The organism is Vibrio sp. SCP2 (assembly GCF_059295395.1).
This window is the reverse complement of sequence record NZ_JCAFVV010000001.1, coordinates 764,326-781,222: the sequence shown is the minus strand read 5'-3', so window position 1 is coordinate 781,222 and position 16,897 is coordinate 764,326. Positions and strand designations below refer to the sequence as shown.

General features: G+C 46.4%; 18 protein-coding genes. 16 read left to right on the top strand and 2 right to left on the bottom strand.

What is annotated here, in order from left to right:
* Positions 1–6 precede the first annotated feature (6 nt).
* The 16 genes from urtC to AC5O63_RS03670 all read left to right on the top strand — a co-directional run bounded on the left by urtC (position 7) and on the right by AC5O63_RS03670 (position 14,556).
* Positions 7–1,200: an urea ABC transporter permease subunit UrtC gene (gene urtC / locus AC5O63_RS03745; protein ID WP_494503971.1), complete on the top strand. Its 1,194-nt coding sequence runs from the start codon at positions 7–9 to the stop codon at positions 1,198–1,200.
* Entirely contained in the window at positions 1,197–2,048 is an 852-nt protein-coding gene (urtD, locus tag AC5O63_RS03740; protein ID WP_494503970.1) for an urea ABC transporter ATP-binding protein UrtD, read from the top strand. The genes urtC and urtD overlap by 4 nt, the downstream gene beginning before the upstream one ends.
* A 1-nt stretch (position 2,049) precedes the next feature.
* Entirely contained in the window at positions 2,050–2,745 is a 696-nt protein-coding gene (gene urtE / locus AC5O63_RS03735; protein WP_494503969.1) for an urea ABC transporter ATP-binding subunit UrtE, read from the top strand.
* A complete protein-coding gene (locus AC5O63_RS03730) occupies positions 2,742–3,650 on the top strand; it encodes an urease accessory protein UreD (protein ID WP_494503968.1) in 909 nt (302 codons plus the stop codon). Before urtE ends, AC5O63_RS03730 begins: the two co-directional genes overlap by 4 nt.
* A gap of 57 nt (positions 3,651–3,707) precedes the next feature.
* The gene (gene ureA, locus AC5O63_RS03725; protein ID WP_494503967.1) at positions 3,708–4,010 is read left to right on the top strand and encodes an urease subunit gamma; all 303 of its coding nucleotides are present in this window, start codon (positions 3,708–3,710) and stop codon (positions 4,008–4,010) included.
* Positions 4,011–4,018: 8 nt separating this feature from the next.
* Positions 4,019–4,360: an urease subunit beta gene (locus tag AC5O63_RS03720; protein ID WP_494503966.1), complete on the top strand. Its 342-nt coding sequence runs from the start codon at positions 4,019–4,021 to the stop codon at positions 4,358–4,360.
* A gap of 22 nt (positions 4,361–4,382) precedes the next feature.
* Entirely contained in the window at positions 4,383–6,086 is a 1,704-nt protein-coding gene (gene ureC, locus AC5O63_RS03715; RefSeq protein WP_425667384.1) for an urease subunit alpha, read from the top strand.
* A 68-nt stretch (positions 6,087–6,154) separates the two neighbouring features.
* Positions 6,155–6,607, top strand: coding sequence for an urease accessory protein UreE (gene ureE / locus AC5O63_RS03710; RefSeq protein ID WP_004744077.1), 453 nt, complete (start codon positions 6,155–6,157; stop codon positions 6,605–6,607).
* A 39-nt stretch (positions 6,608–6,646) separates the two neighbouring features.
* Entirely contained in the window at positions 6,647–7,210 is a 564-nt protein-coding gene (locus AC5O63_RS03705) for a HupE/UreJ family protein (protein ID WP_494503965.1), read from the top strand.
* Between the two features lie 10 nt (positions 7,211–7,220).
* Positions 7,221–7,910: an urease accessory protein UreF gene (locus AC5O63_RS03700; protein ID WP_494503964.1), complete on the top strand. Its 690-nt coding sequence runs from the start codon at positions 7,221–7,223 to the stop codon at positions 7,908–7,910.
* A gap of 35 nt (positions 7,911–7,945) precedes the next feature.
* A complete protein-coding gene (gene ureG, locus AC5O63_RS03695; protein WP_004744074.1) occupies positions 7,946–8,569 on the top strand; it encodes an urease accessory protein UreG in 624 nt (207 codons plus the stop codon).
* Positions 8,570–8,714: 145 nt separating this feature from the next.
* A complete protein-coding gene (locus AC5O63_RS03690) occupies positions 8,715–9,188 on the top strand; it encodes a hypothetical protein (RefSeq protein WP_004744072.1) in 474 nt (157 codons plus the stop codon).
* Positions 9,189–9,455: 267 nt separating this feature from the next.
* Positions 9,456–9,956, top strand: a complete 501-nt coding sequence (locus AC5O63_RS03685) for a putative pterin-binding protein (protein ID WP_494503963.1) — start codon at positions 9,456–9,458, stop codon at positions 9,954–9,956.
* A gap of 4 nt (positions 9,957–9,960) precedes the next feature.
* Complete coding sequence (locus tag AC5O63_RS03680; protein ID WP_494503962.1) at positions 9,961–12,072, top strand: ATP-binding protein; 2,112 nt, start codon at positions 9,961–9,963, stop codon at positions 12,070–12,072.
* 199 nt (positions 12,073–12,271) lie between these two features.
* A complete protein-coding gene (locus tag AC5O63_RS03675) occupies positions 12,272–13,807 on the top strand; it encodes a methyl-accepting chemotaxis protein (protein WP_494503961.1) in 1,536 nt (511 codons plus the stop codon).
* 20 nt (positions 13,808–13,827) lie between these two features.
* The gene (locus AC5O63_RS03670) at positions 13,828–14,556 is read left to right on the top strand and encodes a transporter substrate-binding domain-containing protein (RefSeq protein ID WP_494503960.1); all 729 of its coding nucleotides are present in this window, start codon (positions 13,828–13,830) and stop codon (positions 14,554–14,556) included.
* A gap of 72 nt (positions 14,557–14,628) precedes the next feature.
* On the opposite strand, the gene guaD is transcribed toward AC5O63_RS03670, so the two are convergent.
* Both guaD and xdhC read right to left on the bottom strand, forming a co-directional pair.
* Positions 14,629–15,966: a guanine deaminase gene (guaD, locus tag AC5O63_RS03665; protein WP_239856006.1), complete on the bottom strand. Its 1,338-nt coding sequence runs from the start codon at positions 15,964–15,966 to the stop codon at positions 14,629–14,631.
* Between the two features lie 41 nt (positions 15,967–16,007).
* Positions 16,008–16,859: a xanthine dehydrogenase accessory protein XdhC gene (xdhC, locus tag AC5O63_RS03660; protein ID WP_494503959.1), complete on the bottom strand. Its 852-nt coding sequence runs from the start codon at positions 16,857–16,859 to the stop codon at positions 16,008–16,010.
* Between the last annotated feature and the right edge of the window lie 38 nt (positions 16,860–16,897).

Sequence of the window (16,897 nt, the reverse complement as noted above, 5' to 3'; positions counted from 1 at the left end):
GGCGTTATGACCAATCAAACACACACGAAACCCTCACGCTCTTTTGTCCTTTCTGCACTGCAAGGCGATAAAGGCGGTCAGATGACAATATTGGTCATCTTGGCAGCGGTGATCTTAATTCCGGCGGCGAATATGATGTTGCCCGTTTCGCACCCGCTTCACGTCGAAACCTTTACGATTTCATTGCTGGGTAAATACCTTAGCTATGCGATGTTAGCGCTCGCCGTCGATCTAGTATGGGGCTATTTGGGTATTCTCAGTTTAGGCCATGGCGCTTTCTTTGCGCTTGGCGGCTACGTCATGGGTATGTATTTAATGCGTCAGATCGGCGATCGCGGTGTCTATGGTAATCCTATCCTGCCTGATTTTATGGTGTTCCTAAACTGGCAAGAACTGCCTTGGTTTTGGCATGGTTTCGACCAATTCTGGTTTGCGGCTTTGATGGTGGTGCTAGTACCGGGCGCAATGGCGTATGTATTCGGCTATTTGGCGTTTCGCTCTCGGGTCTCTGGGGTCTATCTCTCCATCATTACTCAAGCTCTCACCTATGCGCTGATGTTGGCGTTTTTCCGCAATGAAATGGGTTTTGGTGGCAACAATGGCTTAACCGATTTTAAAGACATTCTGGGCTTTAGCTTGCAGCAAGACAGTACTCGAATCGCATTGTTTATTGCGACTGGTATTGCCCTTATTGTCAGCTATTTGGTCTGTCGCAGCGTCGTGGCGAGCCGTCTTGGTCGCGTATCGGTTGCGATTCGTGATTCCGAATCGCGCACACGCTTTATGGGTTACGACGTCGATGGCATCAAACTGTGGGTGTTCGTTCTTTCTGCGGTGATCGCCGGGATAGCGGGCGCGCTGTACGTGCCGCAAGTTGGCATTATTAACCCAGGTGAATTTGCACCGCTCAATTCGATAGAGGTGGTGGTTTGGGTCGCACTTGGCGGTCGTGCGACCTTGTTTGGTGCAATTGTTGGCGCTTTGGTGATCAACTATGCCAAAAGCTGGTTCACGGTAGAGTTTCCAGAAGTGTGGTTGTTTGCCCTCGGAGGCTTGTTCGTACTTTCAACGCTCTACTTCCCGAAAGGCTTAATCGGTTTTGTCAGTGATAAGTGGCATTTAGTCGTCAATCGAAACCGCAGGCCTAACGCCGCTGAGTCGAGCACTGACGAAGAGAAAAGTAAGGAGGTCTTGGTATGACTGAGTTAAAGCGCACCGAGCAATTTAAGCAATCACTCGCTGAAGTTACGCGTCGAGATCAAGTATTCTCGTTTCTTAAGCCGGACGTTCACCCACTGATTGATACCAGACACAACATCTTACTCTATGTGGAAGGGGTGAATAAAACCTTTGATGGGTTTAAAGCGATTAATGATCTCAATCTGTATATCCGTGAAGGCGAGCTCAGATGCATTATTGGCCCAAATGGAGCCGGAAAAACCACCATGATGGACATCATCACGGGTAAGACGAAACCGGAGACTGGTGAGGTTTGGCTCGGCTCGAACCTCAACTTACTTAATATGAATGAAGCCGAGATCGCCAATGCGGGAATTGGCCGTAAGTTTCAAAAGCCGACGGTGATCGAGTGCTTAACAGTGTGGGAGAACCTCGAACTGGCGATGTCGGGCGTGCGTTCCGTGTGGGGCTCGTATGTGGCGAAGATGACAGGAGAGCAAAAAGATAAGCTCGAATCGGTGCTGAGTTTAATTCATCTGCAGGACCACCAAACGCTGCTGGCAGGCAACCTTTCTCACGGCCAAAAACAGTGGTTAGAGATAGGAATGCTGTTGATGCAAAACCCTAAGCTGCTGCTTATTGATGAGCCTGTGGCTGGCATGACCCACCAAGAGATGGATCGTACATCTGAGCTCCTTAACTCACTAGCTGGTAAACACTCTGTGGTGGTCGTTGAGCATGATATGGACTTTGTCCGCTCAATCGCTAGCCATGTCACAGTGCTTCATCAGGGGCATGTGTTGGCAGAAGGCACCATGGATGAGGTTCAAGCGCACCAGCAAGTCAAACAGGTTTATTTGGGGGAATAACATGCTATCAATTTCTGGATTGAACCAGTTTTACGGTGAGAGCCACACACTTTGGGACTTGGAGATGGAGATCCCCAAAGGAAAATGCACTGTGTTAATGGGGCGTAATGGTGTAGGTAAGACGACCTTATTGCAATGCATTATGGGGTTGGTCAAAACTGAGAGTGGCGACATCGCCCTTGAAGGTCAGTCTATTATCAAAAAAGAAGCCGAAGCTCGGCCCAGAATGGGGATTGGCTACGTTCCTCAAGGTCGTCAAATCTTTCCAATGTTAACTGTGGAAGAAAACTTGCAAGTAGGCTTACCTATCCGAGCAAAAGGAGACCGTCACATCCCCGAATTTATCTTCGAGCTGTTCCCTGTGTTGAAGGAAATGTTGCATCGCAGAGGGGGCGATTTATCGGGTGGGCAGCAGCAACAACTGGCTATAGGTCGGGCGCTGGTGATCAACCCTAGCTTGCTGATTTTGGATGAACCGACGGAAGGGATTCAGCCCAATATTGTGCAAGAAATCGGCGATATTATTCGCATGTTGAATGAGAAATTTGGACTTACGGTTTTACTGGTTGAGCAAAAACTGCCGTTCGCCCGTAAGGTCGGCGATCAGTTTTGCATCTTGGATAGAGGGCGCACTGTTGCCCAAGGGAACATGGAAGATCTGGATGATAGATTGATAAAGGAGTATCTCACCGTATGATTTGTGAACCTGCCGTTGCGTTTGATTTAGGTGATAATAATCAGACGCTTAAAAAGAACATCGAGTCTGATGTAGAGAAAGGCTGGAAGGCCATGTTATCGCTTTTGTTTAAAGACAGAGGGGATAAAACTGTCATCAAAGACCGTCAACAGAAAGGGCCTTTAGCGATTCAGCGCCCTTTGTATCCCGAAGGGAAAACGTGCCATACCTATTTGTTGCATCCACCCGGCGGTGTGGTCGGTGGCGACACTCTGCAAATAAGCACTCGCGTGGAGCAAGGGGCTCATGCTCTGGTCACCACTCCGGGTGCGACTAAGTTTTATCGCTCTGAAAAACGCTACGCTCATCAGAAACAGATATTGCATGTCGAACGTGGTGGTCTACTAGAATGGTTACCACAGGAAAACATCTTCTTTCCTGATGCCCATGCTCGCCTTGATACCGAAATTCATCTTGACCGTGATGCCCTATTTGTGGGCTGGGAAATGCACTGTTTTGGGCGCCCTGCACTAAATGAGGGATTTTCCTCCGGACATTTAGTTGGAAAAACAGAGGTTTACCGAGATGGAAGAAAAATTTTGACCGAGGGGTTAAATATTTTTGGTGGCGATAAGTCCATGATTGAAAAGGGCTTGCTCAATTTCTCTCTCGCGGGAACGCTGTATATTTCTGTCGAAAATGAGGATTTTTTTCAACTGGTACAGAGCTTGCTCTCTAACATACAGCAAGAAGTCGGCACAGAGGACTTAGTGATTGCTGCGACACAGATAGAACAATTGGTTGTCGTGAGAGCACTGGGTCGATGGAGTGAGGTGATCTTGGAGAGCTTTCAGAGAGTTTGGCAACAAGCGCGTCAATACTGGACTGGTGAAACTCCCCAGCCCCCAAGAATTTGGGCAACCTAAACTCCATGTTTCTCTTTGCTCCTTCTCCATCATGTTAAGGGAATGGCAAGGAAACCAATGGAATTATCACCAAGAGAAAAAGACAAACTGTTGATCTTCTGCGCTGGGATGCTGGCGCAGCAACGAAAAGAGCGAGGGTTAAAGCTTAACTATCCAGAGTCTGTAGCGTTTATCAGTAGTGCCATTCTTGAAGGTGCTCGCGAAGGCAAAACGGTGTCTGAACTTATGGACTTTGGACGAACACTTCTTACTGTTGATGACGTTATGGAGGGCGTACCTTCCATGATTCCTGATGTACAAGTCGAAGCCACCTTTCCTGAAGGGACCAAATTGGTCACCGTTCATGAGCCAATCGTCTAGGAGGATATATGTCAGCATTAACAAGTCAATATTCTGGTTTTATTCCCGGTCAAATTGAATCCGCCCCTGGCGAGATTGAACTCAATGTTGGCCGCGCAACCATCAAGGTCAAAGTGGAAAATATTGGCGATCGACCAGTACAAATTGGCTCGCATTATCACTTTTTTGAGGTCAACGATTCACTGCGTTTTGAGCGTGAAGCGTGTAAAGGGTTCCGTCTCAATATCCCTGCTGGCACTGCGACACGCTTTGAACCTGGCCAGTCTCGCACGGTTGAGTTGGTTGAGTTTGCAGGTAAGCGAGAGATATACGGATTCCAAGGTAAGGTCATGGGCAAACTCGCCCAATAACAAACAAAAACAAGGATAGGTAATGGCAAGCATTTCTCGTCAGGCATATGCCGAAATGTTTGGGCCAACAGTGGGCGATCGCGTGCGTCTCGCAGACACCGAACTGTGGCTTGAAGTAGAAAAGGATTTTACTGTTTACGGCGACGAAGTTAAATTCGGCGGCGGTAAAGTGATTCGTGATGGCATGGGGCAAAGTCAACGCCCAAGCGCCGAAACGCCAGATCTGGTTATCACCAACGCAGTGGTATTGGATTACTGGGGTATCGTTAAGGCAGACGTGGCGGTTAAAAATGGGCGTATTCAAGCCATAGGCAAAGCCGGCAACCCTGATGTGCAGCCAGAAGTGACGATTGTGATTGGACCGGGGACAGAGATCTTAGCAGGGGAAGGATCAATTTTAACCGCGGGCGGTATCGACTCGCACATTCACTTTATTTGTCCCCAGCAAATCGAAGAAGCATTGGCTTCAGGTGTCACCACCATGATTGGTGGTGGTACTGGCCCCAACACAGGCACTAACGCGACAACTTGTACCCCAGGCCCGTGGAATATGCATCGTATGCTCGAAGCGTTAGATGAGTTTCCAATGAACTTTGGCCTACTCGGGAAAGGTAACGCTAGCCAGCCAGAAGCGCTAAGAGAGCAGGTAGAGGCGGGCGCGGTAGGACTGAAGCTGCATGAAGATTGGGGCACGACGCCAGCATCGATTGACACCTGTTTGTCGGTCGCTGATGAGATGGATGTTCAGGTCGCGATTCACACCGATACATTGAATGAGTCAGGATTTGTTGAATCGACTTTAGGTGCGATTGGCGATCGCGTGATTCATACCTATCACACCGAAGGAGCAGGTGGTGGGCACGCACCGGATATTATTCGCGCGGCAGGTGAATCCAATGTTCTGCCATCGTCGACCAATCCAACTCGTCCTTACACCGTCAATACGGTTGATGAGCACCTCGATATGTTGATGGTGTGTCACCATTTGTCGCCTTCTATTGCTGAAGACGTGGCGTTTGCCGAGTCTCGAATTCGCCGCGAAACCATCGCTGCCGAAGACATTCTGCATGATCTCGGTGCCTTCTCGATGATTGCCTCAGACTCTCAGGCAATGGGGCGTGTGGGCGAAGTGATTACTCGCACTTGGCAAACGGCGCACAAAATGAAAGTGCAGCGCGGCAGCTTGAAAGAAGATTCTTCCTACAGCGACAACTTTCGACTCAAACGCTACATCGCTAAGTACACCATTAATCCGGCAATTACTCACGGTATGGCGCATGAAATCGGCTCAATTGAAGTGGGTAAGCTTGCCGACCTCGTGTTGTGGAAACCTGCTTTCTTTGGTGTTAAGCCGAGTGTCATTCTCAAGGGAGGCATGATAGCCATGGCACCAATGGGCGATCCTAATGCTTCGATACCAACTCCTCAGCCTGTCCATTATCGCAGCATGTTTGGTAGCTACGGCAAGGCATCGCAAAACACTTCGATGCTGTTTGTCTCCCAAGCGGCTGAGCAAGCAGGCATCGCGAGTGAGCTTGGTCTTGGTAGCCAAATCGGGGTTGTCAGCCATTGTCGTGATATCAGTAAAGCCGACATGAAGCTTAACGACTGGCAGCCTAACATCGAAGTGGACTCACAAACCTACCAAGTTCGAGCTGATGGTGAGCTGTTGGTGTGTGAACCTGCTGACGTGTTACCCATGGCACAAAAGTACTTCTTGTTTTAACGCAGCAACGAAATAGCCAACCAGTAAACGAACGATTGAATGAGAAAACGAACTGATAAGGAGATGAGATGATCGAACTTACCGAAATCAGCAAAGAAATTTGTACTAAACCTAATGCGTTTCTGAGCTTGCCAATAGATAGCCGAATTAAGAGCCGACTTAAAGTTGAGCTAGATGATGGTCGTGAAGCAGGCTTGTTTCTGCCGCGTGGACACATTTTGCGTGGCGGTGAGCAACTTAAAAGCCAATGCGGCATGATCGTCGAAATCAAAGCTGCGCCTGAAAAGGTCTCGACGGTCTACTGCAGCGATTTGCATCTACTGACGCGCGTGGCGTATCACCTTGGTAACCGGCATGTACCGCTGCAAGTGGAATTTGGCTGGGTCCGCTACCAACACGACCATGTATTAGACGAAATGGTCCAAGGCTTGGGTGCAAAAGTCACCACAGAAGACGCGTCATTCGAGCCAGAAAGTGGCGCTTATGGTGGCCGCTCTGGTGGGCATCATCACCATCACTAATCACACCCAAATTAAAGCAATAACAACAAGGAAGTTATCATGAACAAAACACAACAATTCGCTGCATTCACTTGTCTGGCCCTTCTCTCATCATCAGTGATGGCGCACCCCGGGCACGAAACGGGCTCTTTCTCAGCAGGTTTAACTCACCCGGTAACTGGTTTCGATCACCTGGTTATGTTGGTCGCGTTTGGTATTTTAGTCGCATGCGTACAGACGTCAGCTGTGCGTAAAGTAGGATTAGTCCTCAGCGCGCTTGCCTCACTGTTGGTTGGCCTCGCTGCTGGGCAGGTGTTTGGCGGCTTTAATGGCGTCGAGCTTGCGATAGGGGCTTCGCTGTTTGTCGTGAGCGGCGCAATCTGGCAAGCCTTCCACGCTTCAAAAGATATGCTGCGTTTGGCGCTGACTTTATGTGTTGGCTTAGTGTTTTTCCACGGTTATGCACACGGTGTTGAAGCGCAAGGTGCAATCTCTTCATTTGCTGCGGGTATGACTGTCAGTGCAGCGGCACTTATGGTTCTTGGCTTGCAGTTTGGTCGCGCACTTTCAAGCCCTTGGCTTTCTGTTGGTGTTGCTTCAGTTAGCGCCCTCGTCATCCTGTAAACCTTAGCCTATGTCTTATCAAAATAGGCCAAGCGATCTGGCGTTGTATCGGCTGTTTCAATTGATAAGCCCCTCTCTACCCATCGGTGGCTTTACTTATTCGCAAGGTTTGGAGTGGGCGGTTGAGGCGCAGTGGGTATCGGATCGTGTTTCAATGCAAGATTGGCTCGATAACATGTTGATGAACAGTGTCGCGACACTCGAGCTGCCAATCCTTGAACGCTACTCCCAAGCGCTGATTAACAATAACCAACAACAGTTAGCTGCGCTGAGTGACTTGCTCTACAGCAGCAGAGAGACCAAAGAACTGAGAGCCGAAGAGAAGCAGCGTGGGCAAGCGCTGTATACCTTACTCAAACAGCTCGATATCTATCATGACAGTTTTGACTATGTCGATAGTGAGCCCAATCAGTTGCTTGGGCTTTGCGTCGCCGCGCAGCATTGGGATATAGAAATAGAGCAGCTCAAACAAGGCTACTTATGGAGCTGGGCTGAAAACCTGATCATGGCAGGGGTCAAGCTCGTGCCTTTAGGTCAAACAGACGGGCAGCGCGCTTTGATTCAACTCAGTGAGCGGTTTCCTAAAGCGTTATATAGAGCCAGAACGATTGAAGATTGGATGATCGGCAGCTTTACACCATCAATCTCAATTGCCAGCAGTTTGCATGAAACTCAGTACACACGGCTGTTTCGCTCTTAGCGAAGTAGCAAGCAAAGAATTAGAAGGACTTAATAATGGAAAGTTACAAACAACCTTTACGCGTCGGTATTGGCGGCCCCGTAGGATCGGGTAAAACAGCATTGCTTGAAGTGTTGTGTAAAGCGATCAGAGACAAACTCAATATCGCGGTCGTAACCAACGATATTTATACTCAAGAAGATGCCAAAATCCTTACCCGTGCTGAAGCGTTAGAGCCGGATCGTATTATCGGTGTTGAAACTGGAGGCTGCCCGCATACTGCGATTCGTGAAGATGCTTCAATGAACTTAGCGGCGGTTGAAGAGCTGGCAAAACGTCATAAGAATCTTGATGTAGTGTTTGTAGAAAGCGGTGGAGATAACCTGAGTGCGACCTTTAGCCCAGAGTTGGCGGATTTGACCATCTACGTGATTGATGTGGCAGAAGGGGAAAAGATCCCGCGTAAAGGTGGTCCGGGGATTACTCGCTCAGATTTGTTGATCATCAATAAGATCGATTTGGCACCATACGTTGGGGCGTCGTTAGAAGTGATGGAGCAAGATACTCAACGGATGCGTCCGACTAAACCTTTTGTTTTCACCAACCTCAAGGAAAGCAAAGGGCTAGATACCATCATCGATTTTATCGTCACTCAAGGTATGTTAACCCTGAAAGGTTAAACTTCTCGCTTGGGGCAAAGGCACCGTGTTTGGTGCCTTTCTTGATCTTGGTGTAATACAACTTATTGGTTTTACCAGTTATTTTCGGTTTGTAGTTATTATTTTATAAATATATGGTTAACAAATATTAACTGGAGAGAAAATTATGCCTATTAATGGAATATGTCACGACTTTGCTTTTACTCGCTGTTTCCCTGTCGAGAGTAAAGACAGAACACCTAGCGCGAAAGAGAGTGTTGACCTTTGGCGCATCTTGCGCACTAAGATGGAGCTTATTCATCCAGACAATATCGAAACTCTAAAACCTGGTGTATTAACGGTAACTAATGCAACAGGGCATCCGACATACACTCCGCACTCTTATTATGTTGGGGAAGGCAACGTTTTATACAGCACCAATGACCCATTCTTTGACAAAGTAGAGAAGAGTAAAGTGGATGTGAGCACTCAACATGGAGTGGGGGCGATCACCTATTCTCTTGCAACGCTTAAGGCAGCGCTGAATAACGTTACAGATGGTCCAAACGGTGCGAGCGCGAGAATTGGTACCGATAATCGAGATTTGCAGTTCTATTGGTGTTCTACCGCCGTTGCTCGTTTAGGCTGGTGGTCTAAATAATTGAAAACGCCCTCAACCACGAGTAGTAACAAGTGTTGAGGGCGGTTTGGACTCACTATCACTGCTCATCTTGTTTAATCGTTTCGGCTAAATGCCATGTTAAGCCTCTGGCGTGAGTAACGTCGCGAGCTACGCAGAAAGCAAATCGTCATCGATTCAATGACATACCTTAGTTGATTTCCCTCCCTCGACAGATTCTTGTCTATACTGATTTGATAGACCTAGATTACAGCGCGACTACTCAACTACGTGATTTCAGAGGCGACTATGCGAACAACTCTAATTATGAGTGTGATGAGCACTTTATTGTTTTTTAGCCATTCTGTGTTGGCGATCTCGCCTCCCGCGGAAGAGCCGATCCTTTGGGTATCGGGCAATATAAGCCAATCAAATTCCCCGCAGGGGGTTGAGCTTGATGAAGCGATGATCTTTGGTTTAGAGCAAGGGACTATTCATACCAGTAACCATGTTGTCGCTGAAGTGGTCGAATATAAGGGCCCCACATTAGCTAGCTTACTCGAGTATGTGGGGGTTAAGGGGAAGCAGGTACGAGTGATTGCGTGGGATGATTATGTTGTCACGATATCGCTAGAGGACATTAAGAAGTATGGCATTCTACTCGCAACGCATGAGGCAGGAGTTAGAATGACCATAGACGACAAAGGCCCTTTGTTTGTTGTATTGCCTTTCACCGAGCACGCTGAACTTAGAAACGATTTTTACTATAGCCTGTCAGTGTGGCAGGTGAGAGAGATTGTTGTGGAATAGCACAATGAGTTCCCGTCGTTTACCAAATGGACGAACCTTCATTATCATTATTGCGAGCGTTAGTATTGTGCTGCTGATAATGGCTACCTATTTCTTCTACTCGTTAAGTGAAATTAGAAAAATTTCCCCTCAACCTTATGTCACAATCGTGAACAACAATATTTCGGCAAAAGCGAAGCTTTTGTTGCTAAAGAGCGAACTGCTTAACTTCTCAATTCATCAAGATACCCGCTCATTAGTACGTCTTAAAATGCAAGCACGAGTACATAAAGCCAGCATTCTACAAGACTTAAAGGCTCAGCGTACGCGAAAGATACATGCGCAGTACGGTAATTTAGATGAGTTAGCCGAGTTAGAAGAGAGAATTGCTCAACTCGCGATACAAATATCTGGCATTACACTCAAAGACGAACAGAAGGTCGAAGACTCATTGAGTGCGGTGGAGAAAACGTACTTTGATCTCAACAAATACCTTTCTAGTTTTGTCGCAGAAGTACAAAGAAATCAGCTCGAATTCACTCAGCACAAAGAGAACCTCTATGACCAACAGTATCTGTACATGGCAGTGATTATTGCCTGCTCAATAATTCTGGTCGGTGTCATTTCTTATATGTATCTGGTTCAAATTAAATTGAGTCAAGACTTGGCTGAGCGCGGAGACAAGCTAGAAGAGGCTAAAAAGTTGGCCGAGCAACATGCCACAGCTAAAGCCCGCTTTTTGGCCAATATGTCGCATGAGATGCGGACGCCATTAAACGCGATTATCGGGCTTAGTCACAAAGAGTACTACGAGTCTACCGATGAGCAGACGCGCAACTTTTTGTCGATGATTAATAGCTCAGGCCAACACCTACTTAAGCTGATTAATAGTGTGCTTGATATCAGTAAGATAGAGCAAGGAAAGATGAAGCTGCAAACGGAGCCGTTCTATTGCAGTGAGTTAATTGAACTGTCTAAAACCATCTTTGTTGATATGAGCAAAAGTGATGTTGAGATCTTTTTTTCTACACAGTTGGATAAAGACTACCAACTCATCGCAGATAAAACTAAGTTGCTACAGTTGATCAATAACCTAAGCTACAACGCGCTTAAGTTTACTGAGCAGGGTTATGTTGATGTGTGCCTTTCATTGGAGCGTTCAGAACAAGCGACCATATTAAGATTAAAAGTGTCTGACACCGGCATTGGTATGTCACAAGAGCAACTCGATAAAGTGTTTGAAGAGTTTACTCAGGCCGATGATTCCATCACAAGAAAATATGGCGGTACTGGTTTAGGGCTGTCTATTTGTCAGTCATTGGTCAATCTAATGGATGGGTCTATAGAGGTCGAGAGTGAGTTAAGTAAAGGCACAGAGTTTAGCGTTGCAATACCAGTTAAGGTTGAGGGAGAGAAAGCCATTGGTTGTGTTACGAATCTTGAAAGCCGATTAAGAGTGGTTAGTGCTGACCTCCATGCCAAAGAGCTAATCAGTAATGAACTAAAACGCTTTGGCTTGTTTGATGAATCTGGCGATATCACTGTCTACTACCAAAGTGGCGACAGCGCCATAGAAGACAATTTATCTGTGGTACACGACGATGAGGAAACGATCGTTGTGATTGCGGATTTGCCTACTTCAATTACCGCCTCAGATAAGCAATTAAAGCTGACTAAGCCTTATGATATTTTCAGTTTACTCAATGTGTTAGGTAGTCAGAAGCAGAGTATAGAACAACCGGAGGTTTCGCTGACTAACAGTTCGGGCTTATCTGCTTTGATCGTGGAAGATATGCGAGTCAATCAGATCGTCGCGCAGAAAATGTTGTCGACATTGCAAGTTGAAACTACCACTGCAAACAATGGACAAGAGTGCTTAGATATTATTAAGCAACGCCATTTCGATATCATCTTCATGGATATTCAAATGCCGATTATGGATGGGATAGAAGCGCTGAAAAGAATTCGACAAGATGATTTGGCGCCAGACACCGCAATTGTTGCGCTAACCGCAAACACCTTCGATAAAGACGTATTGCACTATTTAGAGCTGGGTTTTAATGATGTTGTGCCTAAGCCTGTTCGTATTGACATAGTGCAGCGTATTGTAGACAAATACGCCCCCGCAACCATTTAGGTTTGACTTATCTGACTGTCCATTGGTCACAATCATGTTTGTTGGGGGTTTGATGCCAGTCTCTCGGTATTTCTCCTTTTCTGTAACAGCAGCCATACACCTCAAAAATGTGATTTAAATCTAATTAAACCCTTAGTTTGATAATTGATTAATCAGTTACTACTTTTTTATTAACTGTCGAAAAATTTGGGAGGCAGTTTTGAAAAAGTTAAAGGTCGTATTTTTAGTACAGGTCATCATTGCTCTGACTCTAGTGTTACTAGTATCGGCATTCCTTAAGTATCAAGGATTTAAAGATAACTTATTAGTTGAGTTACAGCATTCGGTAGAGAATACGACTCAGCGGATGATGATCAGTTTGCCCAAGGCTGTATGGGATTTTGATTTAGACTCGGCAAAAGTTTCTATTTCCGCAGAACTGAAGCTTCCAGAAATCTCCGCCGTACAACTAATTGATAACGAAGGCAGTGATCTCCTCTTCCTGACTCACCAACTAGTTAATGAAGAGTATGAAACGGTCGAGGTAACAGATAAGTCTCTGTTTACCGAAGAGAACAGCATGAGTGCTGCACTGACTTTTGTCGAATATGGTGAGGAAAATTCGGTCGGTAAGGTGACGGTTTATTTTGACACCCATGCTCTCGATACCAAGCTTGCAGATTCACTGACAACCAACATTATTGAGCTGATTGTTCTCGATATTATTTTATCGATTGTGATCGTCGCAGCATTGTCTATGACGGTGATTCGCCCAATCTCTGAACTGACAGAAGTGGTTAAAGATCTCGCCTCTGGTGATGGTGATCTAACTAACAAGCTTGCCCCAGCAAAATATCAAGAATTTGCAGACATCACCGAAGGAATTAACAGCTTTACAGAGTCTCTCAGGGTAATTGTTCAAGATGTTAATCAATCTTCCGATGCGCTTAAAGACAAGGCGCAAGCCAATGGCGCAACGGCAAAATCCAACGCTGAAAAGCTTGAAATGCAAAAGCATCAATTAACCACTGTGGCAGCAGCGGCAACAGAGCTAAATCAATCGGTTTCTACTGTTGCTGATACGGCTTCCGAAACAGCCCAACAAGCACATACAGCGACTTCACTTGCTACAAATGTCAGTGATGCAATCGAGAGCTCTGCCAGTGACATCATTAATATGCGTGAAGAGATGAATCATGTAAATGCTGAGATGCACATCTTGATTGAAGAAGGAGAAAAGATCACTACGGTTCTTAACGTGATTAATGACATATCTGAGCAAACTAATTTGCTTGCGCTTAATGCCGCAATTGAGGCGGCAAGGGCAGGGGAACAAGGGCGTGGCTTTGCTGTTGTGGCGGATGAGGTGAGAAATCTTGCGGTGAAAACCAGCGAATCCACCGAGCAGATTCAAAAAAACATTGCCGCATTAGACGCGGCGACCAAATCGGTAGAGGATGAGTTGACTCGTATTGCGACTTTACTTGAGCAAACGGCATCAAGAGTGAGTGAATCACAAAGCTCAGTCAGTGAAGTGCAAGGCTTGATTACCGTTATTTCAGATAGAAGTGGGCAGATTTCGCAGGCAACTGACGAGCAGCGTATGGCGGTTGAAGAAATTAGCCAAGCGATTGTTGAAGCATCAGAGGCAACCAATGATGTTTCATCAGGTGCGACTAAGAATGCTAAAAGAACGGAAGAAGTACTGAGCTTAAGCCAAAGTATTGCTAACCATATGGCTAAGTTCCGTACCTAAAATAAGACAGAGGATAAGTTATGAAAAATCTCATTTTGATTGTGGTGAGTACACTGTTTTCTTTTGCTTTAAATGCAGCGGTCATTACTGCCGCGCAGGACCCATGGGCGCCGTTTGTTCAAAAGGATAAAGCGAACCCAGGGGTATCTGTTGAGATTATTACTGAAGCCTTTAAGTCGCAGGGGCATAGTGTTGATTTCAAAATTATGCCTTGGACTCGCGCACTCAATGAAGTTAAAGGCGGTAGGGTAGACGTGCTAGTGGCGACTTGGTTTACCAATGAACGTACCTCTTTCTTGAAGTACAGTGACCCTTACCTAGAAAACTCGCTTAAATTTATTATGCGCCAAGGGGAAGGGTTCGAATACAACGGACTGGATAGCTTGTCGGGAAAAACAGTGGGTATCATCCGTAATTATGGTTATGGAGATGAGTTTTTAGCGGCGAATAACTTTAAAAAGCCCGAAGCGAATGACTTGGTCGCTAATGCTAAAAAGCTGATGGCTAAAAGGATTGATCTGACGTTGGAAGATGAGCTTGTGGCGAAGTCTACTTTGTCTGGTGCGGGAATGAATTTGGCTGACTTTGAGTTCACTAACAATGCCTTGTCCGTTAACCCACTGCATGTAACCTCAGGGTTAGCGAATCCTAATCACGCCGAATACATTGACGCGTTTAACAAAGGGTTAGCCGAGATTAAGGCCAATGGTACCTTTGACAAGATCTTAGCCAAATACGGCATTAAGTAGAGGTATTAGGCTGACAAATAAAAACGCTCCCTTCAAAAACGGGAGCGTTTTTAAATTACAGGTTATAGGAACTTAGCTAGCGAACTTCTTTCCATCGATCTTACCTTTAGCATCATACGCTTTTTCGCCGTAGATAAAGGTCTCGCAAACTGTTCTATCATCACCTAAGCTCATTAGAACAAACAACTTCTCTTCAAGGGTTGTCGCTTGATTCATCCGGAAACGCATTAATTGAGTTGCATGTAGGTCGAGTACGACAAAGTCGGCTTCTTTACCTACCTCTAGGTTACCTATCTTGTCTTCCAAGTGGAGTGAACGAGCGCCGCCTAACGTGGCTAGGAAGAGAGATTTAAGTGGATGTAGCTTCTCTTGTTGAAGCTGCATGATTTTATACGCTTCACTCATGGTCTGAAGAATAGAGAAGCTGGTACCCGCTCCGACATCCGTACCCATTCCGACTCTTACGCCGTGCTCTTCGAGTTTAGGCAGCTTAAACAAGCCAGAACCTAAGAAAAGGTTAGACGTAGGGCAAAAAGCGATCGCTGATTCCGTGTCGGCTAGGCGTTGGCACTCACAATCAGATAGGTGGATACCATGCGCGAATACCGAGCGTTTATGTAGTAAACCATAGTGGTCATAGACATCCAGATAAGAATCTCGCTCAGGGAATAGGTCTAGTACCCATTCGATCTCTTTCTTGTTCTCTGAAAGATGAGTGTGCATATACACATCGGGGTACTCTTCAAGCAGTTTACCCACAGTGGCTAACTGTTCAGGTGTGCTAGTGGGAGCAAATCGAGGTGTAACAGCATAAAGCAGACGACCGCGGTTGTGCCATCTTTCAATCAGTTCTTTTGATGCTTCATATCCAGATTCGGGCGTATCGGTTAGGTAGTCAGGCGCGTTTCTATCCATCAATACCTTGCCTGCAATCATGCGTAGGTTACGACGTTCCGCCTCACCAAAAAATACGTCTACTGACTCTTTATGTACCGTGCCAAATACGAGGGCTGTAGTAGTTCCGTTGCTTGCCAGTTCATCGAAAAACAACTTAGCGACCTTGAGCGCGTAAATTGGATTCTTAAAACGGCGCTCTTCTGGGAAGGTGTAGTTTTCTAGCCAGTCGAGCAGTTGTTCACCGTATGAAGCGATCATACCCGTTTGCGGGTAGTGAATATGGGTATCGATAAACCCAGAGGTGATCAGCTTGTCTTCGTACTCTGTAATATTGAGGTCTTTGGGTTGGCGGGCGAGCACTTCCTCGGTTTCACCAATATCTACAATATGCCCGTCTTCGACCACGATGATACCGTCATCAAAGAATTGATATGAATTGTCCAGTCCGACATCTTTCGGATCCGCGATACTGTGCAAAATTGCTGCACGATAAGCGTTGCGTTGCGTTGTCATTTTTACTTCCTTTTTCAACCCAAATTAAACGGCTGATTGGGTTAGGCGATTTTCTCTTCCAGTGGCGAATCGCTCATATGATTACTTTTACTGTGTGCCGTAGGGCGCTTTTCTTCAAGTGGAATGCCCTGATAGTGTGCGATTAGTTCACCTGCAACCGATACCGCGATTTCTGCCGGATGCTTGCCATTCACCATGCTGACGCCAATCGGGCAAATCATAGTGTTGATCTGTGCATCACTGTAACCACGCTGGGCTAAGCGCATATCAAACTTCTTGCGTTTTGTCAGGGAGCCAATCATGCCGAAATAGACGCTGTCGTCACGGTCAATAATGGCTCTAGCGAGGTCAAAATCGAGTTGATGATTGTGAGTCATGACTAAGTAGTAACTGTTCGGTGGCAAGTCTCGTACCTCTGCGACCGGATCATCGGTCACTAATTTAGTTACGTTACGTGGCAATTCTTCAGGGAAAACATCATCACGCTCATCAATCCAGGTAACTCGGAAGGGAAGAGTCGAGACGATATGTAAAAGGGCTTTGGCAACATGACCAGCTCCAAACACAACCAGATGCTTTTGCGCGGTGCCAATAGGTTCAAAGCTCAGTGTTGCCATTCCGCCACAACACTGGCCTAGACGAGCACCTAAATTAAAGCGTTCTACTTTGAGTGAGCGTTCACCAGCGATCAGCATCTCACGAGCCATTTTGGTCGCGACATGCTCAAGGTGACCACCGCCTATGGTGGCAATCAACCTTTCACGGGTGACCAGCATTTTGGTGCCTGCATCCCTTGGCACAGAGCCACGGTCTTCCAATACAGTCACCATCACGCACGGTTCGCTGTTTTTCTCTAGTTGTGCCAGTTCATGAATCCAATTGTCCTTAAACATACGTCTCTCCTTGAACTATTTATCTTGTCGTCAGTCTA